Genomic DNA, 26,111 nt, shown 5'->3' on the forward strand with positions numbered 1-26,111 from the left:
GCATAATTCCGAATCTGTTTCATTCCGGACAACGATATGCAAGTAGCAGAACATTATGCAAAACCCGTGTTTGGCAAACTGGGCGGCTTTTTTCAGCGCGTCAACGATTTCAAGGACACCTTTAGTCTACGTTGGGGCAGGATAGAGTTTGATATGTTTCATGGCATGTCGGCCAACTTGAAGGTGATTTTGAAGATTTACCGCGATGCGGTTTGCGAAACCTTTATCGTCGATACCGACGCCTTCGATATTCAATGGGACAGGCATAAACGGGCGACTCGCGATTTTTTCATTCATCCGTACTCGACCCATTTCGGCAAGATCAATTGCATCAAGTTTTCGTTCATCGTGCATCTGGGCGAGCATTCGATAGCGTCGCGGAACGAATATATTTTCATGGACTGGTATCAACTGCAGGATGGTCATCATCAGCAGCGTACCATTACCGATGAGCATGCCACCGCCAATCACCATCGTACCTATGAGCTGAATTCCGGCGAGTTGCAAGCCGATGTCGATTGGTATAACCACCATTTTCATTCGCTGAATCTGATTCCCAAATTCACCAAGGGTCAGCAATATCACCCGTATCACCCGAAACGCTTCATTCACGACCATATCGACAAGGTCATCATCAGCAAACGCGATAATCCGAATCGGCTGTGTACCATCAAGGTCAGCGTCGACTGCATAGACGACAATGATTTCGTCAATCATTTGATACACGCCAGCCATCAAGGCGTCTGGGTGCAATGCGTGGTCGACTGGCGCAAGATGACCATGACCAATAGCCACACCTATGTCAATCTGAAACGCTCAGGCATAGAACTGATCGGCGTGTTCTGTACTCCCAAGCATCATTTGATCGAAGTCGAGCCGGATATGCATACCAAATTCATCATCTTTAATGATGAAGATTGCATCATCGGTTCATTCAACATCACCTTCGACCGTTGGTGGGCCAATTGGGAATCCGGCATGACCTTTCATTCGAAGGGCGTTTGCCGCTTACTGGATAATATTTTCCAGAGCCAGCGCGGCGGCGTGATCCAAAAATACGGTATCGACCCGTTGAGTCCGTTCAATTTGCTGTATACCTTCGGCCGGCACACCATGGCCAATGGGCAGGTTTATCGGCCGCACCATGCCATTCTGGCCGAAATTCACCGGGCGCGGCATTCGATCAAGATTTGTCTGTTTTTAATCGGCGATTTGCTCGGCGATCATCATGACAGCGTGGTGAGCGCCCTAATTCAAGCCAAGGAGCGGGGCGTTGATGTGCAAATGCTGTTCAATGGCCACCTGGCCCGGCAGGGGCGGATCGGGGTTGAGCGGCCGATGCACGAGGAGTTGAACCGGCCCTTGCTGCCGGCGGTACAGCGCTTGAAGTGGGCTGGGATACGAGTAGGCCTGGTGTATGGGCAGGATGATCTACCTGTGCCGTATTCGCCCATCCATTCCAAGTATTGCGTGATCGACGATTACATCGTTATCGAAGGCAGCTTCAACTGGTATAACACCTCGGTGTTTTCCCACGATCTGATTGTGGTGGCCGCCAACCACGATGTGGCTAAACCTTATTTGTATGAGTTTGACCAGATTCAGCGCTTGTTCAGGGTTTTTTATTGAATCCGGAGTTGTGCCAGTATCAAATCTCATAATAGCGAAATGAAACCTAACAATTTATGAAGTGACTAACTGACTGGTTTTGTGGAGCAAAATCCGTATATGCCGCTGTCGACCTCAAGCGACATTCGCTCCGGTTTTGCCAATGGTCGCAAATTGATAATAAGCCGATGTTGGGTTTGCAGAAGGCTGGGTTGAATAATAATGAACCTCAGCTTTGAAGCCGATAAGTTTCAACAAGCATTTTGAATGCGAAGGAGTTGGGTTATTTCAAAGCAGTCGCTGGGTTTCACGTTGCTCTACCCAGCCTTGTTCGTAGCGATTACGACAGAGACTGATCATGGGATTGATGCCTTTTTTGCCCATTTTAGCATCCACGAGCAGCGCACCCTTCCACTTCCGCTTCCTTTTTGCCGGATGTTGGAGCAGAGTTGCCAATAACTGTGCTGGTGACATCGCTGCTGGTGCTGGAACCATATCCAGCAACCCTGGGAAAATCACCGGCGTCGTTAGATAACTCCCCAGTGCTGCAGGGCAAATAGCTATCACGGACAGGAACCTATCCGGCGATTCCAGGCGATACCCCAATGCTGTTGGGAATGCCACCAAAAGTATTAGGTATTCTCCCAGAAGCGCTAGGGACAAATCTACAGGTGATGGATAAGGCCCTGAAGCCGCTAGGAATGTAAAAAATAGGCTGGGAACAGATTATTTGAAAAACCAGATATATTCCGGTAGAGTTTTTGATCAAACATACGGCCTTAGAATAGGAAATTTAGAAATATGAAAGGAATCAATTTCAACACAAAGCTAGCCAATAGAGTTTCAACGAATTGTTCTCAACGCGATGGGTTCTGGATAGAGTTTGGGCGTTTCGAGTTATCAAAAGCATATATTGGCGATTTTTTGCGGCTAACAAAGAAAATCTTCATTTTATATTTATTGTTGATTTCGACTGCTTCATTTGCAACTAATAAGTTCTATTTTTTTTATCCAAATCAATCCGCTGCCTATGCTGCTTGGTTTGCATGCGTAGGCTGTCCAGGCGATTCTCAATCGGGTTCGGTTAACGGCGGGGGGACTAGTTCAAAATGTATTCCACAGAATACCTTAAAAAGAAATATCAAAGTTGGCGCATATCCTTGGCCTACTAAAGGTCCAGATGGCTCGGCGAGCTGGACTGTGGAGTGGTTAACTTGTGATACCGGTTATGCTACTTGCCCCGCAAACCAAACCAGAGTATTCCCATCCGGCAATTGTTCCATTATTAAAGAGGAAAAAAAGAATAAGGGACAGCCGAATTGTAATGAAACGGAAGGGAATCCAATTAATGCCGGAATGGGAACAAAATTTCAAGCCGAAATCGATTACCAAGGCTCGAGCCAATTCCCATTAGTTTTCGAACGGTTCTATAACAGTTCATTAGTTGCGGTGAATAGCGCTGTCGGAAAAAACTGGCGACATAATTTTGCAAACTCGATTAAAGTTAATACCGAAACCGAGATACAGATAAGCCGGGCTGACGGTAAGGAATATACATTCAGGCGGGTTGGAAATAGCTGGCTGCCGGATGCCGATGTCATTGACAGTCTCACGGAATTGACTGATTCAGGTGGTATGCGAATGGGTTGGCGCTATTCGGCTGAAAATGATGTCGTAGAAACTTACGACGCGAGCGGAAGATTACTTAATATCAGCAATCGATTAGGCCTTGGTCAAGACCTGATTTACAGTAATGCCTCAACACCTACATCGATAGCGCCTTATGCGGGTCTATTGATACAGGTTACAGACCATTTCGGCCGAAATCTTAGTTTTACCTATAACAGCTCCGCTCAGATTGTTTTTGTCACCCTTCCCGATAGAAATATGACGAAATATGCTTACGATACTAAGGGCAATCTGACTACGGTTACTTATCCCGACGAAACGCCAAGCATAGTCACGGATAATCCTAAGAAAACCTACGTGTATGGTGAGCTAAATAATACCGGTTATACTGGTCAACCCAATGCCCTGACCGGCATCATCGATGAAAACGGCGTGCGTTACGCCAGTTATCGATACGATGCGCAAGGTAAGGCGATTTCGACCGAACATGCCGGCGGTGTGGAGAAATATAGCCTTAACTATGCCCAGGACGGTAGCAATACCGTCATTACCGATCCCTTAGGCACAATCAGGACGACTCGATTCACCACCGTGTTAGGGGTTGTAAAAGCCACGGGCTCGGATCAACCGGCCGGTGCCGGCTGCGCCGCCTCGGCCAGTAACCTCGGCTACGACACTAACGGCAACATCGCCAGCCGCACCGACTTCAACGGTAACCTGAGTTGCCATGCCTATGACTTGAACCGCAATCTGGAAACCGTTCGCGTCGAAGGCTTGCCCGTCGTTGCCGGCTGTCCTGCTGATCTGGCGGCGTACACGCCACTCGCCGGCAGCAGCATTCGTAAAGTCAGCACCCAATGGCATGTCAATTACCGCTTGCCGTCGCAAATCGATCAAGCCGGGCAACGCATCCACTTTGATTACGATGCCGCCGGCAACCTGCTGCAAAAAACCGTCACCGACACCGCAACCCAGCAAAGTAGGACTTGGAACTACACCTACAATAACCTAGGCCAAATCCTCACCGCCGACGGCCCGCGCACCGACGTCAACGACATCACCACTAACACCTATTACGCCGACAGCAGCGCCAGCCACAAACCCGGCGACCTTTGGACCGTCACCAATGCCCTGGGCCACGTCACTACCTTTACCGCTTACGACGCCAACGGCCATTTGCTGAGCCTGACCGATCCCAATGGCTTGGTCGTCAGCTTTGCCTACGACCCGCGCGGTCGACTGACGCAAAAAACCGTCGACGGCAACGCCACCCTTTATACCTACGACAGAGCCGGCAACCTGACCCAAGTCACTCAGCCCTCCGGCGTTTATTACCGTTATACCTATGATGCTGCCCACCGCCTGACCGACATCACCGATGCACTGGGCGGTAAAATCCATTACACCCTGGATGCGATGGGCAACCGGACTAAGGAAGAAATCTTGGATGCCGCCGGCACGGTCGTCAAAACCCACAGCCGGGTTTACGATGCCCTGTCGCGACTGGCTCAGGACATCGGCGCCTACAATCAGACCACACAATACCAATACGACCCCAACGGCAATCTGACTAAAATCACCGATGCTAATGGTCATGCCACCCAGCAGCAATATGACAGTTTGGACCGCTTGATTCGCAGCACCGACGCCCTCAATGGCCAAACCGACTACGTGTACAACGCCCTGGACCGCCTCACCCAAGTCACCGACGCCAACAACCACAGTACGCTCTATAGCTTCAACGGCTTGGGCGATCTGACTCAACTCGACAGTCCCAATACCGGCACCAGCCAATATAGCTACGACAGCGCCGGCAACATGTCGCAAAAAACCGATGCCGGCAACATCACGGCCAATTACAGCTACGATGTCTTGAACCGCCTGCTCGGTATTGATTATCCGGGCACGGAAGCGGACGTCGTCAATAGTTACGATGGAACCGTCCAAGGCTGGGCCGGCCAAAAAGGCTACCTGTCTAGCGCTCGCCGAGGGAGTATTGAAACCAAGCAACAATTCGATTTGCGAGGCAATCTGACAAATAACACTGTTTACTACGCCAGCCAGAGTACCTTCACCGCGACTGGATACACTTACAACGCCGATGGACAACCGATCGGAACTCAAGTGACAGGTACGTTCTCTCCGACCGTGAGCACCATCCAAAATCTTTACGACGCAACAGGTCAAGTACGTAGAGTACAAGTCGTTGAAAGCGGCACGAACGGCACTGCTACCCATATTTTGGCCGACAACGTCGTCCATTTGCCGTTCGGTCCGATCAAAAGTCTGGATTACGGCAATGGCTTGAGCATAAACCGAAATTACAACGAGGATTACCGCCTGAACGCCGAAACGGCCGGCAGTGTTTTTATGCAGCGCTACACATACGATGCCGTAGGTAATATCGCCACACAAAGCGACGACACTGGCACGGTCAAAGAGGAAGCCTATACCTATGATGAACTAGATCGATTGGTTACCACGCTGGGCACCCATTTGACTTACCAATCTCGAGGCTATGGCTACGACCCCGTCGGTAACCGTAGCACGTTGGATGTGGACACCGTTCATACCGGCTACCAATACGACCTCGTCAGTCAAAGACTCGGCAGCGTCAACCGCAATGGTAGTGTGACAACCTATGCGACGAACCCGCAAGGGCATATTAGCCAAATCGGCGCCCGAACCAACAACTATGCGCCCGACCAGCGACTGTCATCCGTCACCCAAGGCGGCGTACAGAAAGGCCGTTACGACTACGATGCCTTCGGCCGGCGGATTCGAAAAGTGGCACTGCTGGACATGGATATGATGAGTTACGACAGCGAGGGCCGGCTACTGGTCGAATGGGGCTGGCTGGCCAGCTTGCCGGACTATAGCGTCATCCAGTATGCCTACCTGGATGGCCAGCCCCTGGCGCGCATCGACGACACCTTAAGCGGCACAAGCGACATCCGTTACTATCACAACAACCACCTGGGTGCGCCGCTGAAAGTCAGCGACCAACAAGGCCAAACGGTCTGGAGCGCCGACTACGATCCTTTCGGCCAAACCACCATCACCCTGGCCGGTATCACCCAAAACCTGCGCCTGCCCGGCCAATATTTCGACGCCGAAACTGGTTGGCATTACAATATGCAGCGATATTACGATCCGGGTACAGGACGGTATTTGCAGAGCGACCCGATTGGGTTGGCGGGGGGCATTAATACTTACACCTATGTGCGAAACAATCCCTTACGTTATATCGATCCATTGGGATTAACGTTAGAAGATATTTACGTAGCCAGACAATTAGCAGTTGAAACTCAACCCGATCTAAAGTTTCCTGATTACTATCCAATAAAAGATTTGGAAAGCATTTATCATGACCCTACTATTGTTGCGGCAACTACACGTGGTGCCCTCGACACTTGGCTTGATGACCGGTATCTTGCTGATCTCAATGATGTGGAAGCTGGTAAGCTACTTGATACAATCATTCATGAGGCTATTCATTCAAAACTAGATCCAAAGGATCCACGCCAAGAAGATAATAATGGAAAAGGCTATCCTTATGACCAGGCAAGGAACCGGGCAACTCAACGGTTAATCAATGAATTTAATAGACGTAGAAAACCACCACGTTGCGATAAAAATTCTATGTGCTGTGGGCAACCATAGCTTGATTTTCATTTAAGAACTATTTTTGGAATGCTTTTAAAATATGTTAAAAATAAGTAAATATATAGGTATTGTTTTTTTATTTATTGCAATTTTTTGTAATATAAAATTTGCTTTTGCAGAAGATAATTCGAAAGTTAGAGGAATTGAAAGACCCATTTTTCTTACAATTGCAGCGTCAAATAAAGATGATGATAAATTAGATCACGGGATATATATATTCAATATACATTGTGCTTCAGATGGTTGTAGTCTTGAACGTATTTCAATGAATGAATGTGTCAATGATAAAAATGGTTCATTAAGTTTTACTCCGACAGTTGACTCCTGGGTTTCATGGGCAGGATCATTAGAGGCTAATCTCAATGATAATGTTCTTGAATTAGATGTTTTTGAAAGAACTCCTCATTCATCTCCCGCAAAAATAAAGCTAGAGTTGGACTTTTCAAATACTCAATCTGTTCAAATTAAATCTTTCAAAGCAACAGGATTCTTTAATTCAAAAAAATGGCCTGGGACTGATAGAGTTGAATTCGTACCATTGCCTGGTGATCAAACCAAACAGTTAAATTGCCCTGTGTTTTTGCCAGGAATTACATCGGAGAAAAAATAACGGTATGACGTAGTAGATGAGTGTATGACGGTGTGGCCTAAACATATACACCTATGTAAATAACAATCCATTAAATGCCATTGACCCATTGGGGCTTGACCTGATTTTAGTAGGTCAGTCAGGTAATGCAGGCAATTTATTTATGTTAGCTGCACAAACTTACAATGCACAAAATGGAAAGATAAATTCAATGAAGCCTATGGTAAGTTTGCAAGTGATCAATTAAAGGCAAAATATAGGGGAATGTATGAATATAATTTTAGATAAACGCTATTATTTATTGCTAAGTTTTATTTTGCTCGTCTCTTTTGATGTGCAAGCAGGTTATAAAGATTTTTTAGAAATAATTAAGTCGTCTATTGTTCCTGAGTCGGATACCATTTTTTTTGGAAAGACGTCAGGATATAAGATAATAGAAAATGGATATGTAACTGATTCCGGTGAGGCATTATCTGTTGCGATTATTCAAGTAGAGGTCGTAAAGCCGCTTAGAGGCAAGATTAAAACAGGGGAGAAACATTTAGTATGTACCTGGTTTATTCCTGGGGGTGGTAACTCTGGGTTATATGGTTTTAACTACGGAAAAGATAATGATGAAATAACCATATTAGGAATAGCAACAGAGTACAATATACAGTTACCTCAATTTCGCTATCACTTAATTGGTGGATTTGATGTTGAATCTATAATTAAGGAAGGTTTAAATCTCCCTGAAAAACCTAATGAAGATAAATCTCGCATTTTGACAACTTTTTCCGAACCTAGAGATAAAATTATTAGAAACGCATGCAATGAAGCTAATGCTTGGCCCTAACAACTGAAAGTAATGAATAATACCTGGCGGCGTTAATACTTACACCTATGTAAACAATAATCCGCTAAATCTCACCGATCCTCTTGGACTTGATCCATTATGTGCAGCGAATGGACAAAGTATTGTCTGTACAGATGGCATGCGCCCACCACCTGCCGGTACCCCACTAAATGGGCCATTGAGTCCCGTTGGCGTGGCGGCAACGGCTGCTGAAGCAACGCGATAAGGTGCGCTAAAACTCGATGCCGATAGGATGTGCCGACGCAAGGAGGCGCATCTGTCGCGACCGATGCGCCTCGCCACTGGCCTTATTGGAATGCCCCAGAAACAGGGGCTTGCCACGAACAATTTTAGTTATGTAGGGTACGCATTGCGTACCTTTTTGGCGTTTGATTCATCGGAAACATTGAAAATGGTATGTGATGCATACTCTACGCGGCTAATCCTTATTTGTATGAGTTTGACCAGATTCAGCGCTTGTTCAGGGTTTTTTATTGAATCAGAAAGCGTGCCGGTCCCCGCTGAAATCCCGTGTTAATCATTTGCCCCTTTGTCAGGGAGGCACCGGTCTGGGGTAAGTTCGGCTTCTTTATCGATAAGCTCGGGCATTGGTGGTGTATCGGCGCTTGTCGATACGATGCGTTTCCATGCCTTTTGCATCTGTTCCAGAGTGGCTTGAGCTTGTTGGCGGGTCCCGAAGGGGCCGTGGAACTCGGCGTGTTCGTTAAATCGTCTTTCCCGAATGTGGTCTGGCCAGTTGACGATATAAAAGCCCGGCACCAAGGGTTTTTCGTGGCCAGTGCGGTATTTTCGCTGATACGAATCGGAGTCGACTAGCCAGAAATCGCGGATGACGGTTGCAATCTCGAACTTTTCATAATGAGTATCCATGGTCGGCTCCTATTTGGATCTATGCCTCGAGTGCTTACCCCCCTTAGAACTGTAAAGTTTCCCCACAACAGATGCGGGCTGCTTTAAGCCTGATTCCGCATGGCTCCCCACAATTGTTTTGGGAAACTTCCGTGGTGGGGCTGTTGTGGGATTAAAGCCTAGAAAAACGTACAAGCAAATCCGTGCGAGCACTTACTTGAAAACCTGAATCCAATAGCAGTTTGGCTATTGCTGTTTCCGGTGGCCCGTCGAAAATTGTCCCGCGCCGTCATCGCCGATCGATGCAAGGGCCGAGGCTTCAGACCAGGAAGGGTAATGTGAAGTGAATAGCGATGCCGTTGCCGGCATTTTGTTCGGCCCACATTTTTCCGCCATGCGCGGCAATTAACGAGCGGCTGATGGCAAGGCCCATGCCTAAACCAGCGGGCTTGGTGGTGTAGAAGGGTTGGAAGATTTTTCCAAGCGAGGCGGCATCCGCGACACCTATTCCGCTGTCGCGCACCGTTACCCGCACCATCGATGGATCGGCTTCATGGCGATGGGTTGTCAGGGTCAGCGTTTCGGCTTTTGCACCCTGTTCCCGCATGGACTCCAGGCCATTACGCAACAAATTATTTAACACCTTCTGCACTTGTAGGGCATTGGCCTTAACCTGGGGTAGCCCGGTTGCCAGATCCAGTTCAATTTTATAGTCGTCCAGGAGTCCGTCCGCATTAGCCAAGTCGATCGCTTCATGGACGGCAGTATTGATGTCCAACGGCTCTCCGGGGTTTTCCCCTTTTTGCAATAGCGCCAATAATTGGCGTATGACTTCGCCGGCACGCTGCGCTTGCGCGGAACTTTTCTCCAGAATCTGGCGGAGTTTTTGCGGATTGGGAATTTCGGATTGCAACAGGTGCAATGCCACGTCGGCATAGGACGAGATGGCGATCAGCGGCTGATTCAATTCGTGGGCGATCGCGGCGGCGGTCTGGACTGCTACATTTAATCGAAACGATTGTTCCATTTTATCGCGCCGCTCGTTTAGTTCCCTTTGCTTGATGTAGTCGGTGATGTCCAAATTGATGCCGAGCATCCGATAGGGCTGATTGTTGGCGTCTCTCAACAACACGCCACGGGAATGAATCCATCGATACGAACCATCCCTGTGCAGCAGGCGAAACTCCGCTTCGTAATTTGGCTGGTGCCAGGCCATGTAATCTTCTATCAAGTTCAAGACAAAAGCCCGGTCGTCCGGATGCAGGCGGCGCTCCCATTCCTCTCGTTGGTTCAGTGATTCGTTGTCGTCAAAGCCGATTTGCCGTTTCAATTCCGCCGACAAGAATAACTGGCGCGAAATCAGGTCCCAGTCCCAATACCCGGCCTTTACCTCGTCGACCACCAGTGCCAGACGCGCCTCGGAATTACGTAATTCCTGCTCGGCCTGGCGGCGCGCGCTGATATCCTCGCAGGAAATCATAATCCCGCCGATCCGTCCCTCCGGGGTGGTCCAGGGATAGGCCGCCCAGCACAGCCAATGGCGGCTACCGTCGGCCTGGATCCAAAGGTCGTCGTCGTTTTTCAGGTAGGCGCCTATCCGTGCCAATTGATAGACTTTTTTCCATTCCGTGGGGAGATCAGGGTTTACGGCATAGTGATTACGGCCAATCAAATCGGCGTATCCGCGCCCGAACTCATCAAGCCAGCGGCGGCTAGTGACTAAATAGTTCATGTCCAGGTCGAGCATCGCGACACTGAGCGGCGCCTGCTCGACGAACAGCCGAAATTGCAGCTGGCTCTTCGCTAACGATTCTTCGGCTTGCTTGAGTGGCGTGATGTCCAAAAAGGCGCCTACCGCGCCCCGAGGTTGTCCGGATTCGTCGAACAAGGGCGACGCATTGCTGAGTAATGTCATTTGCAAACCGTCTTGGCCCAACAGGGTTACGATTTGGTTGCTGACCGCTTCACCTCGGATGGCGCGCTGCGTCGGCAACTCCTCGGCCGTCAACGTGCGTCCGTTTTGCATCAGGCAAACAGCCGGCATGACCTGGCTAAGCTGGGCCAGATCGGTTCCCGCCGGTACGCCGAATATCCGTTCTAGCGCCGGATTACCTCGAATAGTCGGACCGTTCGTGCCATCGGCGATGCTCAGTCCGATCGGCACGGTATTGAAAATAGCCTGCATTTCATCTACTCGGCGCAGCAAGTCTTTGTTTAATTGAGCAATTTGTTGCACGGCTTGTTTTCGATCCTCAATGTCGACGACATGAATCACGATGCCGGTGATTGTTCCGCCGGCATCGCGGTTAGGGATATAAGTAGCTTGCACCCAGCGGGGTTGATGGTTTCCATAGGCAATTTGCTGGTCGAAGTTTACCTGCCTACCGGCGAGTGCCTGTTCAAGATAGGGGCGGACCATGTTCCAGGCGTTTTCGCCAATAATTTCCGGTACCCGCTGTCCAATAATCTTTTCCGCGCCAACCTCGAACCATTTTTCATAGGTCGCATTGACCCGCAAATAACGGAAATCGGTATCGACATAGGAGATCAGCGCCGGCGTCGCATCCATAATCAAGCGCAACTCCCTTTCTCGCTCGCGCAATGCCGTTTCGACCCTTTTGCGGTGGGTAATATCGCTTTCCGAGCCGGCCATGCGGATTACTTTTCCATCGCTGTTTTTTTGGGCAATACCGCGGTCCAATATCCATTTCCAGGAGCCGTCCTTACAGCGGATGCGGTATTCCTGGCTAAATACCGGGCTATTGCCCTCGAAATGGCATTGTAAGGCCGCCAGCACGCGGCTTAGGTCGTCGGGATGAATGTTGGCTTGCCATACTTCCTCGCCGCTGCCGACTTCGTTTTCGGCATAGCCGCGCAAAGCCTTCCAGCGGGAAGAATAATGCACTTGCTTATTGACGATATCCCAGTCCCAAATTGCGTCTTGAGCGCCATCCAGTACCAGTTCGTAACGGTCGATGCGTTCTTGCAACTCCTTTTCGGCCTGAATCCGAGCGCTGACGTCCTGGATATAGCCATGCCAGAGCGTGCCGCCATCCTCCTCGCGTAGCGGCATGGAATGGCCCTCGATCCAGATTTCACCCTTGGCCGGATGCTGGTAGCGAAATGAATTTCGCCAGGGTTGCAGGGTGCGGGCGGATTCGGCGATCGATGCCTGAATGCGGCCGATGTCATTGGGATGAATACGGGCGAATACCGGGCTAAAATCTGTTTCAACCTGATCGAAGCCGAATCCGAGGATCGATTCGATAAAGGGACTGGCGTAGGGCATGCAAGAGCTGCCGTCCGGACGCAAACGGAACGAATAAATCAGTCCCGGCACTGTCGAGGCAACCTTGACCAGTTGATCCTGCAACCTTAACCGTTCCGTTAATGCAAACTCTATTCGTACCCGTTCCGACACATCGCGCAGAATGGCGGTAAACTTTTTCTTGCCGTCGATTTCGAACTGGGCCAGGGAGGCCTCGATGGGGAACTCCTCGCCATTGGCTCGCAGGCCGGTAACAGCCTTAAGTTCACCCTGCTTACGGCTGGTGATGCCGTGAAGGTCGAAAGCGCGGATATGCGCCTCGTGAGCGCTACGAAACCGCTCGGGAATAAAGCGGTCGAGAGTTTCGCCGATTACCTGGTCAGCCTTGCAACCGAACATTTTTTCCGCCGCCGAGTTGAATAGCACAATACGTTGATCGGCGCCGATAGTAATAATCGCATCTATCGCGGATTCGACAATTCCGGAATAGCGCCGCTGACTTTCCAACAGGGCCAGCTTGCTTCGCTTCTGTTCGGTAATATCCTGGGCGGTGCCGAACCCGCCGACTAAATTGCCGTTTTGATCGAATTCCAGTACGGCTCTCTCCCGGACCCATTTTACCTCGCCGGCGACAAGCAGCCTATGTTCGATATTGTAGGGTTCGCCGTGCATGGCGGCTTGCCACATCCGGTCGACATAGGCCCGGTCATCGGGATGCACGGCGGAAAGAAAGGTTTGGTAGGTCATCGGCGGACCCTTGGCTATACCGAAAATACGGTGAGTCTGATCCGACCAAAGCAATTCGTTACGTTGGACGTTAATGCGCCAGTTGCCGATTTGTCCGACCGATTGCGCCAGATTCAAGTCTTGGTGGCTTTGCCATAGGGCTTCGGCCGATCGTCCATGGGAACTGGCCGTGGCGATAATGTAGGCCGAGACCAGGCAAAAGCAGCTATTCAAAATCAACAGGTTATGGAGTTCGATGCCCCTTGGTAGCAAGATCAGCGCATTGACCGCGATCAAGGATAAAATTGTCGCCAGGATGCCAGGATTCCGTCCCAGCCAGAAAGAGCTATGAATAATGCCGAAGAAAAACAACAGAAATGCAACCTGTTCGGCAAACACGGGAATATAAAGCGTAGCCAGCGTGGCGGCCGCGACCACCAGCAGCGTCAGTCCGTAGCGTAAAAAGGCTGAACGGACGCCTAAAGAGAAGAAAATGGATCGAAAATCGGATCGCTCAACTGTCATTCGCGTTGGATTTGGCAATAAGCATTAAAGAATTGTTTGGCGCTGCGGCCGTTTTTGGCGGCATTTTGATGGGCAAAATCCAGGGCCGCTTTGTGCAAGGTTTCGCGGTCGCCGTTGAAATCGACGAAATAGCTGTCGACTATTTCCAGATAGGCTTGGGTTTGTTGCGGGTAAAAAGCCAGCCGTAAACCGAAACGGTCCGACAACGAGATTTTTTCTTCGATGGTGTCGGAATAATGCACTTCTCCGTCCACCAATTGCGTCTCCAGATTGTCGCGCATATGTTCCGGCAGCAAATGCCGGCGATTCGAGGTGGCGTAAAACAGCACGTTGTCCGGTGGCAGCTCTATCGAACCTTCCAGTACGCTTTTCAACGGTTTGTACAGGCTATCGCCGCTTTCGAACGACAAGTCGTCGCAATAGATGATGAAGCGCTGGTCGTGTTCGCGGATGCTGTCGACGATTTCCGGCAGATACAACAAGTCCTGTTTATCCACTTCGATGATGCGCAAGCCCCGGTCTTTATAAGTGTTCAACAAGGCCTTGACCAGCGAGGACTTGCCGGTGCCGCGCGCGCCCCACAACAATGCGTTGTTGGCGGGTTTGTTTGCCAGAAAGCGTTCGGTATTGGCGATCAGCTGTTGTTTTTGCGAATCGATGCCCAGCAATTGATCCAGGCGAATCGGGTCGGTTTGACGAACCGGGCGTAGATAGGCTTGGCGCTGGCGCCAGATGGCCGCATGGGTGGTGTTCCAATCGATCATGAGTTTTCCGCGGGTTGTCTGATGGAGCCTGATTGTATGATTTTTTAGCAAGCGATAGTAGCCGCGCATTTGATCCGGCGGTTCCGGTTGATAGGACATGTATTCCGGTTAAAACAGTAATCGTTCAAATGCCGATAGCCTTGGGAGTATGGGGGGTTTTGATCAATGGCTTATAGGTTTAGTGGGGTAATTGAACGGTAACCGATAGGCCGCCAAGTTGTGAAGAGCGACCAATCTGCAGGCTTCCAGCATAAAATTCGGCAATATCGCGAACGATAGCCAATCCAAGGCCATGGCCTTGGACGGCTTCATCAAGGCGCATTCCCCGTTGGCTGAGTTGTGCAATCTCGGCCTCGGTGCAGCCTGGGCCGTCATCCGATACCCTGATAATGGCGCCGTAGCGACAATCCACTTCGACCAGAATCCGCCGTCTGGCCCATTTGAAGGCGTTATCCAACAGATTGCCGATAAGCTCCAACATGTCTTCGCGATCGTAACGCATCAATTGATCGGGAACGCGAACTTCAACATCAAATTGTTTATCGCTATAGATGTTGCGTAACAGATTGACTACCGCGGTTAATTCCAAATGCGGATTAAACGCCGCGCCAGTTTGGAAGCTGCCGGATATGCGCGCGCGTTTAAGCTCTCGATCGATACGCTGCAAGATGGCGTCATTTTGTTGCTGAAATTGTTGCCGAAAATCCGGATGCTCGCGCAGGATCGGGTCTTCGGCCAGGCGAAACAACATCGCCAGCGGTGTTTTTAGGGCATGTGCCAGGTTGCCGATAGCCGTGCGCGACTGATTCAGGCGCCGCTCGACCAGCAGCAACAAACGATTGACTTCCTTGACCAACGGCCGAATTTCCACCGGCACCAGGGTGTTGATTTGTTGCTGATTACCGTTGGCAATCTGAGCCAGTTCCCGGCGAACCGCTTTGATCGGCATGAGTGCCCGTCGGACATCGGAGGTTTGCAACAGAATGGCCGCCGCTAAAACCAGTAAACTCAAGCCGAAATACGCTATGCGAATGCCAAGGATGTCGTGGCCAATATCGGTTAAATCCTCGGCAATGCTAATGCTGACCTGATGTCCAAATTTTTCGAAGCCCCGGCTCAACACCAGCAACGGTTGCTGATGGGGCCCGGTATCGAAGTGGTATTGTCGGCTGGTTTGTTTTGGCGTCGGCGCGAACGGCAGGGTTTGTCCCTGCAATGAAACCGAATAAAACACCCGGTCGCCAATATGTATGACGAAATAATGGCCAGAATAGGCTTGTCCGTATACGGAACCGGCATGCGAACTATCAAACCTGAGTTGGCCGTTCGCATCCACGCTCAAAGTGTCCAGCAATGAGTCACCGTCGTGAGTCAATCGAGTCAACATCTGTTTTTCGGCAACAGCCCGAATCACCCAGTCCGCCGCCGACCAATGCGCGGCAAAAATCACGCAAAGAATGATGGCTAAACCGCGATTAAGCCGCCGTCGCAAAGACATCAGGTTTTTTCACCAAAAAAATAACCATGACCTCGGCGGGTAACGATCAAATCCTTGCCTAGTTTTCTGCGTAAGCGGTTGATGTAGACTTCGATAACATTGCTGTCCGGATCGGTGTCCAGCTGATAGACATGCTCAAGCAAATGGCTTTTAGTCAAAATTTGCCCGGGGTGAAGCATGAAGTAACGTAACAGCCTAAATTCGATTGCGGTCAGTTCAACTGGCTGACCGGCATCGATGCAAACGGTTTTTCGCTCTTCATCCAACGCTACTCCTGAATGGAGCAGTTGAGGCTGAGCGAAGCCATGCAAACGTTTCAATAATGCCTGTACCCGTGCTAGAAGTTCTTCAATATGAAAAGGTTTAGCCAAATAATCATCAGCGCCGGCCTTGAAACCATCGACCTTCTCATGCCAGGCATCGCGGGCGGTCAAAACAATCACCGGTAGATTGTTTCCGGCTTGCCGCCACTGTCGCAATACCTCCAGCCCCGGTAGTTTAGGCAATCCCAGATCGAGGATGGCAATATCATAGCTTTCGGTTAGGCCCAAATACTCTCCGCTCTTGCCGTCGCATGCCACATCGACGGCAAAGCCCGCCATTTTCAGCTCCGATTTTAAAGACCTTGCTAAATCGGGATCGTCTTCCACAAGTAATAGCCGCATTGTAATTTTTGTGTCGTTTTGAGAGGGGAATTGCCGTGAAGATTCTAGTGCAATGCCGGGTAATTATTCAGCTTGGTTTCATATTAACTTGGCAGAGTCGGCAATGTTTCGATAAACAACCAACAACGAGAATGTTGCGATGGCCGGTCGATTGCATGGGGAAAACCCGGTCAATGCTAGATTGACAGGCAGAAAGTTGCGTTCCTCGCAAGTTGAACGGGATGACAATAATGTGAGTTTAATCAATTTTTAAGCTTAAATTTATCTTGCCGAGCTATGGTGGCTAGCCTTTCAACAGTGGATGGGTTTCAGTCAAGACTATTTCTGAATTGTCCAACCAATTGGGACGGCTTCTTTTATAAACTCCTAGCAGGGAAATTTTAATGATGACTAAAAAATTAATTGCCGCCTTACTAGGCGGCGCTGGATTAATTGGAGCTAATACGGCCATGGCGAGTACCACCTACGGTACTTTGGGCAATTTCGACGTTTTTAATGACTCAACCACCAACTCCTATTATGGGTTTGAAATTGAATTGGAAGGCCTGGATCCGTCTTCAATCGCTAATTATAACGGCAACTACTACACCTTCCAGAACTGGCATTACGGCTCCGGGCAGGTAAGCGGTGTCAATGGAAATACCATTATTCGTTACTACGATGGGGGCGTACATGCCACGGCGCCTTACACAACGCCTATCACCAACACCGGCGGCCACTCCTGTATAACTATCGACGGTTGCGAGCATTTTGGCCTAGCGCTGAATGGCAATCCAACCGCCTCCCGTTATTACTGGCTGGATCAATCGGGTAACCGCAGTACGGCGGTAAACTTGATTGGGGCTCCTATCGTCAACGTGGTTCAGCCCGCTCCCCAAGCGCCTGGAAACCCTCAGCAGCCCGCCGTCGTGCAGTTTGTGGTGGAAGCGCCCGAAGCTCCCGAGGCGCCGCAAAGCCAAAAATTTTCCGATGCGGTTTGGGTAAAGGTCATGAAGACCGAGCTTGATATAGATCACATGGCCGATCTTGATGATTTGATGGCCAATAATCCGGACAAAATCGCCGACAAGAATGATGCTAATGCGGTAGAAGTGGAATGGAGACTGCTACAGCGCCGTCTGGCACTGGATCCCGATGATCCACAAAATAAACTCGATAGCGGCGAGCAGGAAGCAGGCGTTAATGCCGAGCAGGTATTGAGAACCTATCAATATTTTGCCTTTGCCGGTACTTACAACGAAGAACATGAAGCTACATGTACCGACGTCGGTACTTGCGAAGATGATCTCGCGGATGATGCAAATAACATCGATCTTTATGTCGGCCGCTTGATCGGTCAGCAAATGATCGCGGCGAACTTGAATGGCCCTATCGAATTCCCGGCACAAGTCCCCGTTCCCGGCGCGGTTTGGCTATTCGGCTCGGCTTTGGCGGGCTTTATCGGCATATCACGCCGGAAGCGTTCAACTACCAATTAATTAATCCAATATCGGGCTATCCCGGTTGGGGGTAGTCCGAGTCCGTGCTGGACTGACATTGGCCCGATAGTGCCTGGGACTGTATAGCCAGGGAACAGTGGTTTTGGTGTACCTTTCAGGAAAATAGCCCGGTTTGCAAAGCCGTTTTAGGTTTTCAAGCGGGGCTGGCGGCAAGCAATCGAATTCTTCGGCTCTAACCACTTCTTTCCAAACCGGATTGCTTAAACGGCAGATAACTCGCCGCATCCTGTTTATAAGCTTGGATGGCTTTTTGCTCGCGTCCGACAAAGTCGGCAATGGCTTGAGCGAAGCGGGTATCTTGTATCCAATGCGCGGAGTAGGTGGTGACGGGTTCGAAGCCACGGGAAATCTTGTGCTCGCCTTGCGCGCCGGAATCGAAGCGCCGCAAGCCTTGTTCGATGCAATAATCCAGTCCCTGGTAATAACAGGCTTCAAAATGCAGGGCGTTATATTCTTCATGGCAGCCCCAATAGCGGCCGTACAGAGTGTCAGTGCCGACAAAACTCAGCGCCGCGCCGACGTAGTCGTGGTCCTTGACTGCTAGAATCAATAAACATTGTTCGGGCATGCTAGCCGATATTTGCCGAAAGAATGCCGGGTTTAGATAAGGCTGCGAGTATCTTTTGCTATAGGTCATGCCGTAAAACCGATAAAACGCTTGCCATTGCGGTTCGGTGATATTGGACCCGGCGATGCGCAATAATTCAATCCCTTGTTCCGCCACGCGCCGGCGCTCGCGCTTGATCATCTTGCGCTTGCCGGCGCCGAGTGTTTGCAAATAATCGTCAAAATCACGGTAGCCGCGATTAAACCAGTGAAATTGCACGCCTTCGCGTATGCTCATTCCCAGAGATTGCAATTGTTCCAATTGAGGCGAAACCGGAAACAGGCAATGCCAGGAGGATATGCTGTTTTGATGGGCAAGATCCCGGATAAAGTCGAACAATACTTGTAGGACTTGGCCGGAATCGACACCGGGTTTGATCAGTAAACGCCGGCCTTGGCAGGGGGTGAACGGAATCGCGCTCAGATACTTGGGGTAATAATCCAGCCCGGATTGCCGGTAGGCTTGCGCCCATTGCTGATCGAATACATATTCGCCCCAGGAATGCCGTTTCAGATACAGCGGCATCATCGCAAGCAGTTGGCCTTGCTCATAAACCAGTAAATGCGCGGGCTGCCAGCCGGTCTGTTCGCGGACCGATCCGCTTTGTTCCAGCGCCGCTAAAAATTCGTGGCGCAGAAAAGGATCATCGAGGCCGGCCAATTGATTCCAGTCATCGGCGTCGATTTGTGTCAGGTTATGGATTTGTTTTACTTCCATTTCCGAAAACAGTACATTCAAAACATCCAGATTACAGCAATAGCACCGTTATGACGATAGAGAAACCCTTCTCGCAGGCCTCCGAAAATAACAAGCAAGCCATTTTAGAGATCATCAAGGAGGTATTTTGCCAGCCTACAACAGTATGGGAAATCGGCAGCGGCACCGGCCAGCATGCCTGTCATTTCGCCGCGAATTTACCGCATGTCCGGTGGCAAGCCACCGATAGGCAAGACAATATTCCCGGCATTCGCTTATGGCTGGACCAGGCCCAATTGAGTAATCTGGAGCCGCCGTTAATGCTGGATGTTTGCGATACGGCATGGCCGTGCCGGGCCATTGATGGCTTATTCACCGCCAATACTCTGCATATCATGAGTTGGGACGAGGTGCGGATATTGTTCGAGCGATTGGACCGTTACCTGAGGGTCGGCGCCTCGGTCTGTTTTTACGGCCCATTCAATTACCACGGAACCTACACCAGCGAAAGCAACGCTCGTTTCGATCAATGGCTGAAAAGCCGGAATCCGCTGAGCGGCATCAGACACTTTGAAGACGTCGTGGCTTTAGCTTCGGCCATAGATCTTGATTTGCAGGCCGATCATGCGATGCCGGCCAATAATCGGCTGCTGGTGTTTAAGCGGGGTGAGAGGAAAAGCTGTTAAATTCCCGACGCGGTGTGATCCGATACAAATCGGAAGATTTTGTCCGGTTTGCGACAGCGGTAGCTAGCCGTTTGGCGCGGCTATCGGCCGGCTGGCGGCCCAAAGGCCGGCCAGTGCTGGATTGGCCCTAATCTTGAATGTCTTAATCAGTTCAGCGAAACGACAATCGGTTGTTCGCTGAGCACAAGTCCGCTCAGTCAACGGCAAATTTCTCTGAGTGGGGAAATATACTTCCATAAATCGCCTAAGGAGCCGCAATGGTCACAAGTATGATCAGCCGGGAACAGACAAATACGGATAGCCTCGCTCGGTTCGAACGTTATATGGCCGAAGCCAAACCCTTGATGCAAAAACAGTATCAACAGTTGTTGGCCCAGGATTTGTCCAAACAGCAATGGGATCGTTGCTTTCAGCGCAATGTGCTGGCCGTGCTGCAACAGAGCTACGAGCTAGCCTTGCAACATTTGCAGACCTTGCCGTTCGATGGCCGCGAGGTGGCGGTCGATCGAGGCTTGTCCCAATTAACCCGGCGGATGCTGGCCGCCTTTGACGGCTTTGTCGACGAATTCCTGTTATTTGCGGTCGATAAGCATCGCACCTCTTGCGCCCTATCCAATTTTCCGGACGAACATAAACCCGATAACGCCTATCTGAACCAAGTAAAGCGCGACATCGCCGAACTCTGGCAAGGCTTTGCGATAAATGCCAACGACTTTTTTCTGGAATGCCGATGAAATTCTATTTAACCCCCGGCTCCTGCTCCACCGGGATTCATATTTTGCTGGAAGAGCTGGAACTGGTTTTCGAAGCCCATATCATCAATTTGTTGGCCGGCGATCATCAAAAACCGGATTTTTTAGCCGTCAACCCCAAGGCGACCATTCCGGCCCTGGTGCTTGATGACGGCACAGTCCTGACCGAGTTCGCCGCCATCGCTTATTGGCTGGCGCGCAGCTATCCCAAGGCCCAATTGCTGCCGGGGGATGTCGCCGGCGATGCGCGCGCGATCGAGTTGATCGATTATGTGGTCGGCACCTTGCATGGACAGGGCTTCGCCAGGATATTCACCACCGTTAAATTTAGCCCTAATCCGGCCGATTTCGAGGCGGTCAAAGCTCAGGGGCTAAGCATCGTGCAACAAGGTTTTCAGCTGGTAAACGATCTGTTGCCCAGCCAAGGTTATGCCTTGGGCAGTTTCAGCATTGCCGATGCCGCCCTGTTTTATGTCGAATTTTGGGCCGATAAATCCGATATCGTCTTGCCGGAAAATTGTCTGGCTCATTATCGCTTGATGTGTTCGCGGCCGGTGGTAAGGCGGGTGTTGATGGAAGAAGGCTATCGTCCGACATAAAGCTGCCCGACCGGTAAGTTGATTGTTACCAAGCCCTAAATGGGTTTGACTCAGGCGGAACATAAACAGCATTTTAGGTGAACCGAGCATGGCATTAATTGAAAAAACCGACACCCTCACCGTCGGCTACCCGGCGATCGATCACGATCATCACGAATTCATCCAACTGCTGAATCAGCTGGATAACGCGGCGGATGCCGACTTCGCGGTCTTGTTTCAACAGCTATACCAACATACCGAACAGCACTTTGCGCTGGAAAATCAACTGATGCGGCAGTGCGGATTTCCGGCCGAGGCCGAACATACGGGCGAGCACCAGCGGGTCTTGGGCGAATTCAAGCAATTCAAAACCAGGGTTGATAAAGGCTTGATTGCCTTTGGGCGCTCGTTTGTCAGAGATCGCTTGCCGCAATGGTTTCAATTACATGTCGCCACGATGGATAGCGCGCTGGCCGTGTATATCAAACTCCGGAGTCAGACCCATGACGGTGTCGCCGGATGACGGACTGCGCGGAACTGGAACTCATCAACCAATTTTACCCTAGCGCCGAAAGCGCGCGAATTCTTCAATATTTTCTGCGCCAACATGACTGGCCCGATAATTGTTATCACTTCGCCGGCCGACAGTTTGTCTTGCCTCGCCTGCAGACCTGGCATGCCGATGCCGGCATACGCTATAGCTATAGCAACAATCTGCTGGAAACCCGGCCCTGGACCGAGATGCTGAGCCAGATCAGGATTAAGGTCGAATCGTTGCTGGATTATTCGTTTAATTCGGTGTTGGTCAACTGTTATCGAAACGGTGACGATCATGTCGGTTGGCATGCGGATAACGAACGGGAATTAGGCGAGAACCCCTTTATCGCCTCGGTCAGCTTTGGCGCGGAGCGGGCGTTTGCCTTCAAACATAAGCGTTCATCGGAACAGGGCCGAATTTTGTTGGGCAGCGGTTGTTTGCTGATCATGCGGCCGGCCTTTCAAACCCATTGGTTGCATAGCGTGCCGGAAGACAAAACCAGCCGCCAGGCTCGGATTAATCTGACCTTTCGTAGAGTGAACGGCTTACAAATTTAGTCGGCCGCTGGACTTTCCGAATCAAAGCCGGTAAAAATATCCCCGAACAATTTGCTACTGATTCTACAGTCTATGGATTGCCCCATGGTGTCGATGGTGTTGTCGCGGTTGATGGACGAGTGGCCGGCGTAGGTTAGATGTCCCGCGTCATCGGACCATTGGACTTACCGGCTTTTATCTCGGCGTCTCTAACAAATTTAATTAACTGATTTCGAACATTTTATAGAACAATAAACGTCCAAGGAGCGGATTAACCATTTCACCCTGTCCCGATGGTAACGCATAGCGTCAAAACTCAAGCTATTCTGGATTATGTTGACGGGCAACCGGTTTGGGTGCGCTATGGCCTAGCCTTTCTGGCCGTCAGTGCCGCGGCTGTAGCGACGTTCTATATTCCGGTGCTGGGTTTACGAGCACCATTCCTGTTGTTTTTTTTCGCGATTATTCAAGCCACTTTTTGGTTCGGTTTGCATCAAGGTATTTTCGCGATGCTGTTATCCTTGTTCGTAGCTAATAGCTATTTCTTGATTCCGCTTTGTATTTCAACACCCGACGATATTGTTGTTTTAAACATCGGCTTTTGTATATTGTCAGCGGTGATGATAGCCACTACCGGATTTCATCGGCGCTTAACCAAGACGCTGAGGGACAGCAGGTACGATTTGAACCACGCGCAAGCCGTGGGACAAATCGGCAGTTGGCGTATGAACGTGCAAGCTAACGAATTGTACTGGTCCGACCAGAATCACCGTATTTTCGGCATTCCCAAGGGGACGCCGATGAGCTATGAAACTTTTCTCGGCTGCGTGCATCCGGATGACCTGGAATACGTCGACCGGATGTGGCGGGCTTGTCTGCGGGGCGAGCCTTACGACATTGAACATCGGCTTATGGTGGCGGGCGAGTTGAAATGGGTGCGCGAGAAGGCTGAATTGGAATTCGATCGCAATGGGCAACTGATAGGGGCTTTCGGCACTACTCAGGACATTAGCCGGCGCAAGCAAGCCGAAGAGCAGTTGAAGGAAAGTCAGCGTTTGCTGGCGGAGTCGCAGGCCATCGCCCACATCGGTAGTTGGACAGTCGATATGGCTAGCGGCCGGGTAAACTGGAGTGAAGAAGGTTTACGGCTTTATGGCATCGTGTCCGACAGCCATCTCAACCTGACCTTTGAGCAGTTTCTGGCCTTGTTGGATGCGGAACACCGGCCGGCCATGCGGGCATGGGTCGAATCCTGCGCGGCGGGTGACAATCCGGCGGAGATTGAGTTTCGAGTTCACAAGCCGGATGGCTCGATTCGTTGGTTACAAGGACGCGGTAAACTCGAAACAGGTCCCGATGGCGAAGCTGTGCGCATGGTCGGCACGGTGCAGGATATTACCGAGCTAAAGCAGGCCATGGAGGTCGTACGCGCGGGCGAGGCATTTGTGCGGGATTTGCTCAACTCGTTGCCCGAACACGTCGTGTTGCTGGATCAGCAGGGCAAGGTAACCTCCGTCAATGAGCCTTGGGAACGCTTCGCGCGCGAACAGGGTGGCTCGGTTTGCGAACTTTCGGTGGGCGCGAATTATCTGGATGTCTGCCGCCGCTGGTCCGCCGCCGGCGACTCCGGTGCCAGCAAGGCTCTCAATGGCCTGGAGTCGTTGTTTGCCGGACAGCGGCAGGAGTTCTTCATGGAATATCCGTGCCCAACCGCCGACGGCTTACTGTGGTTTCTGATGCATGCCAAACGCGTCAATCACAGTTTTGAGGGCGTCATCATTACCCACCTCGACATTACCGAACATAAAGCGGCCGAAATCATGCTGCGTGAAACCGAGGCCAGGTTGGCGCTGACCGTGGAAGCGGTGCATGCCGCATATTGGGACTGGGATTTAGAGACACAAGCATTGTACCTGTCCCCGGAATGGAAACAGCAAATTGGTTTTGACGAGCACGAATTAGCCAACTGCTGGGATGAGTGGGAATCCCGCCTGCATCCGGAGGATAGGGATATGGTGGTGACGGCCACGGAAAATTATATCGCCGGCGGTCAACAGGACTATGAGCTGGAGTTTCGCCTGCGGCACAAGGATGGTTCTTACCGCTGGATTCATGCGCGCGGAGGTTTGTTGCGAGACCAGGCCAACCATCCCTACCGGATGCTTGGCATCAATTTGGATGTTACCGAGTATATGAAATCCAGGGAACTCGCCCAGCGCCGCGACAAGATGGAGCACTCGTTCCGGTTATCGGTAGCCACGCAGACCGCGTCCGCGATCGCGCACGAGCTAAACCAGCCCCTGACCGCCATCAACTCCTATGCCGATGTTGCGCTCAAACTGCTGCAAATCGGGAGTCCAGACCCGCAAAAACTGGCCCATGTTTTGGAAAGTTGCGGCCAACAAGCCCGCCGCGCGGCGGAAGTCATACGGCAATTGTTGGACCAATTGCAACAAACCAAAGCCATCAGGGAGGCGGTCGATATCAATCTGTCGGTGAAGGAGGCACTCGAATTCATCTTGAGGTACAAGGAATTTGATGCTTTTCAGATAGAGCTGGAACTGGCCATTGATTTACCCTTGGTAATGGCTAATTCGCTGCAGGTTCAGAAAGTGCTGCTCAATCTGATCGGCAATGGCCTGGAAGCGATGCGGGAACGGGGGGAAGACGCCGAGATCATGACGGTCAGCACCCGCCGCGCCGAAGGCGATCCGGACATGGTACAAGTCACCGTTTGCGACAGCGGAAAAGGCGTGGCTGACGGCATTCCGCTTAGAACCCTATTTCAGCCTTTCTACACGACCAAATCCACCGGCTTGGGCATGGGCTTGGCTATCAGCCGCAGCTTGATTCAATCCTTCGGCGGCAGCATGTGGGCGGAACGCAATGCCGACAGCGGCCTGAGTATTCACTTTACCTTACCCTTTGCGAAATGAGCAGCGAACCTTGCGTTTTTCTAGTCGACGACGACTTTGCGGTCCGCGATAGTCTGAAGCTGGTGATTGAAGCAGCCGGCTTTGTTTGCCGGACGTTCGAGAGCGCCGAGCACTTTTTGGAAAGTTTTTGTCCCGGTAACATCGGCGTCCTGCTGCTGGATGTCAATATGCCTGGGCTGGACGGCCAAGAATTGCAAGCCGAACTCAGTCGCCGCCATATCCATTTGCCCATCATCTTCCTCACCGCGCATGGCGACATACCGATGACCGTTCGCGTCATCAAGGCCGGCGCGCTCGATTTTCTGACCAAGCCCGTCAGTTCCGAACTTTTGATTAAACGGGTTCGGGAAGCGCTGCAACAGGAAGTCGAGATGCACGCCAAAACCATGGAGGAACAAGCCCTTTGCCGCCGGCTAAGTGGATTGACGGCGCGCGAAATGGAGGTCATGACCTGGGTGGTATCGGGACTTGCCAATAAGGAAATTGCCCGTAAGCTGGACATCAGCCACCGAACCGTCGAGATTCACCGGGCCAGGGTCATGGAAAAAACCGGTGCCGCCAATCTGCTGGAACTAGCCCATATTTGTGAAACTTGCCGGCTGTGCCTCGACCCTCCTTTCGAGTCCACCTGACTCAAGCC

Annotated in this window: 19 protein-coding genes and 1 pseudogene; 13 read left to right on the forward strand and 7 right to left on the reverse strand. The window is 50.9% G+C overall.

What is annotated here, in order from left to right:
- The first annotated feature begins 36 nt into the window (after nt 1-36).
- Nucleotides 37-1,629 (forward strand): phospholipase D-like domain-containing protein, encoded by a 1,593-nt coding sequence (locus IVG45_RS01005; protein ID WP_196436051.1) that lies wholly within the window; start codon nt 37-39, stop codon nt 1,627-1,629.
- A 267-nt stretch (nt 1,630-1,896) separates the two neighbouring features.
- Here IVG45_RS01005 and IVG45_RS01010 read toward each other — a convergent pair whose 3' ends face one another.
- The gene (locus IVG45_RS01010) at nt 1,897-2,175 is read right to left on the reverse strand and encodes a hypothetical protein (RefSeq protein ID WP_196436052.1); all 279 of its coding nucleotides are present in this window, start codon (nt 2,173-2,175) and stop codon (nt 1,897-1,899) included.
- 789 nt (nt 2,176-2,964) lie between these two features.
- On the opposite strand from IVG45_RS01010, the pseudogene IVG45_RS22930 reads away from it, so the two are divergent.
- From IVG45_RS22930 to IVG45_RS01025, 4 genes and pseudogenes are all read left to right on the forward strand, one after another.
- Nucleotides 2,965-3,108 (forward strand): annotated as a pseudogene (locus tag IVG45_RS22930) (DUF6531 domain-containing protein); the annotation flags it as partial.
- 387 nt (nt 3,109-3,495) lie between these two features.
- A complete protein-coding gene (locus IVG45_RS01015; protein WP_230874700.1) occupies nt 3,496-6,900 on the forward strand; it encodes an RHS repeat-associated core domain-containing protein in 3,405 nt (1,134 codons plus the stop codon).
- 43 nt (nt 6,901-6,943) lie between these two features.
- The gene (locus IVG45_RS01020) at nt 6,944-7,513 is read left to right on the forward strand and encodes a hypothetical protein (protein WP_196436054.1); all 570 of its coding nucleotides are present in this window, start codon (nt 6,944-6,946) and stop codon (nt 7,511-7,513) included.
- Nucleotides 7,514-7,760: 247 nt separating this feature from the next.
- A complete protein-coding gene (locus IVG45_RS01025) occupies nt 7,761-8,327 on the forward strand; it encodes a hypothetical protein (RefSeq protein WP_196436055.1) in 567 nt (188 codons plus the stop codon).
- Nucleotides 8,328-8,861: 534 nt separating this feature from the next.
- Here the strand turns inward: IVG45_RS01025 and IVG45_RS01030 are convergent.
- The 5 genes from IVG45_RS01030 to IVG45_RS01050 all read right to left on the reverse strand — a co-directional run bounded on the left by IVG45_RS01030 (nt 8,862) and on the right by IVG45_RS01050 (nt 16,643).
- Nucleotides 8,862-9,218 carry a hypothetical protein gene (locus IVG45_RS01030; RefSeq protein ID WP_196436056.1) on the reverse strand — a complete coding sequence of 119 codons (357 nt, stop codon included), beginning with the start codon at nt 9,216-9,218 and terminating at the stop codon, nt 8,862-8,864.
- 298 nt (nt 9,219-9,516) lie between these two features.
- Complete coding sequence (locus tag IVG45_RS01035; RefSeq protein ID WP_196436057.1) at nt 9,517-13,716, reverse strand: PAS domain S-box protein; 4,200 nt, start codon at nt 13,714-13,716, stop codon at nt 9,517-9,519.
- Nucleotides 13,713-14,480: an ATP-binding protein gene (locus tag IVG45_RS01040; RefSeq protein ID WP_196436058.1), complete on the reverse strand. Its 768-nt coding sequence runs from the start codon at nt 14,478-14,480 to the stop codon at nt 13,713-13,715. Before IVG45_RS01040 ends, IVG45_RS01035 begins: the two co-directional genes overlap by 4 nt.
- A 178-nt stretch (nt 14,481-14,658) precedes the next feature.
- A complete protein-coding gene (locus IVG45_RS01045) occupies nt 14,659-15,978 on the reverse strand; it encodes a sensor histidine kinase (RefSeq protein ID WP_230874701.1) in 1,320 nt (439 codons plus the stop codon).
- Nucleotides 15,978-16,643, reverse strand: a complete 666-nt coding sequence (locus tag IVG45_RS01050) for a response regulator transcription factor (protein ID WP_196436059.1) — start codon at nt 16,641-16,643, stop codon at nt 15,978-15,980. Before IVG45_RS01050 ends, IVG45_RS01045 begins: the two co-directional genes overlap by 1 nt.
- A 383-nt stretch (nt 16,644-17,026) precedes the next feature.
- On the opposite strand from IVG45_RS01050, the gene IVG45_RS01055 reads away from it, so the two are divergent.
- Entirely contained in the window at nt 17,027-18,121 is a 1,095-nt protein-coding gene (locus IVG45_RS01055) for a PEP-CTERM sorting domain-containing protein (protein WP_196436060.1), read from the forward strand.
- Nucleotides 18,122-18,314: 193 nt separating this feature from the next.
- On the opposite strand, the gene IVG45_RS01060 is transcribed toward IVG45_RS01055, so the two are convergent.
- Nucleotides 18,315-19,466 (reverse strand): GNAT family N-acetyltransferase, encoded by a 1,152-nt coding sequence (locus tag IVG45_RS01060; protein WP_196436061.1) that lies wholly within the window; start codon nt 19,464-19,466, stop codon nt 18,315-18,317.
- 50 nt (nt 19,467-19,516) lie between these two features.
- Here IVG45_RS01060 and IVG45_RS01065 point away from each other — a divergent pair, with 50 nt between their 5' ends.
- From IVG45_RS01065 to IVG45_RS01095, 7 genes are all read left to right on the forward strand, one after another.
- Nucleotides 19,517-20,131 (forward strand): DUF938 domain-containing protein, encoded by a 615-nt coding sequence (locus IVG45_RS01065; protein WP_196436062.1) that lies wholly within the window; start codon nt 19,517-19,519, stop codon nt 20,129-20,131.
- Nucleotides 20,132-20,388: 257 nt separating this feature from the next.
- Nucleotides 20,389-20,865, forward strand: coding sequence for an amine oxidase (locus tag IVG45_RS01070; protein ID WP_230874702.1), 477 nt, complete (start codon nt 20,389-20,391; stop codon nt 20,863-20,865).
- Entirely contained in the window at nt 20,862-21,482 is a 621-nt protein-coding gene (locus IVG45_RS01075) for a glutathione S-transferase family protein (RefSeq protein WP_196436063.1), read from the forward strand. Before IVG45_RS01070 ends, IVG45_RS01075 begins: the two co-directional genes overlap by 4 nt.
- Before the next feature lie 88 nt (nt 21,483-21,570).
- A complete protein-coding gene (locus tag IVG45_RS01080) occupies nt 21,571-21,984 on the forward strand; it encodes a bacteriohemerythrin (protein ID WP_196436064.1) in 414 nt (137 codons plus the stop codon).
- Nucleotides 21,981-22,556 (forward strand): alpha-ketoglutarate-dependent dioxygenase AlkB family protein, encoded by a 576-nt coding sequence (locus IVG45_RS01085; protein WP_196436065.1) that lies wholly within the window; start codon nt 21,981-21,983, stop codon nt 22,554-22,556. The genes IVG45_RS01080 and IVG45_RS01085 overlap by 4 nt, the downstream gene beginning before the upstream one ends.
- Nucleotides 22,557-22,828: 272 nt before the next feature.
- Nucleotides 22,829-25,471 carry a PAS domain-containing protein gene (locus IVG45_RS01090; protein WP_196436066.1) on the forward strand — a complete coding sequence of 881 codons (2,643 nt, stop codon included), beginning with the start codon at nt 22,829-22,831 and terminating at the stop codon, nt 25,469-25,471.
- On the forward strand, nt 25,468-26,103 hold the full coding sequence (locus tag IVG45_RS01095) for a response regulator transcription factor (RefSeq protein WP_196436067.1): 636 nt from the start codon (nt 25,468-25,470) through the stop codon (nt 26,101-26,103). The genes IVG45_RS01090 and IVG45_RS01095 overlap by 4 nt, the downstream gene beginning before the upstream one ends.
- Nucleotides 26,104-26,111 lie beyond the last annotated feature (8 nt).

Origin of the sequence: Methylomonas sp. LL1, assembly GCF_015711015.1 — a bacterium.
Lineage (GTDB): Bacteria > Pseudomonadota > Gammaproteobacteria > Methylococcales > Methylomonadaceae > Methylomonas.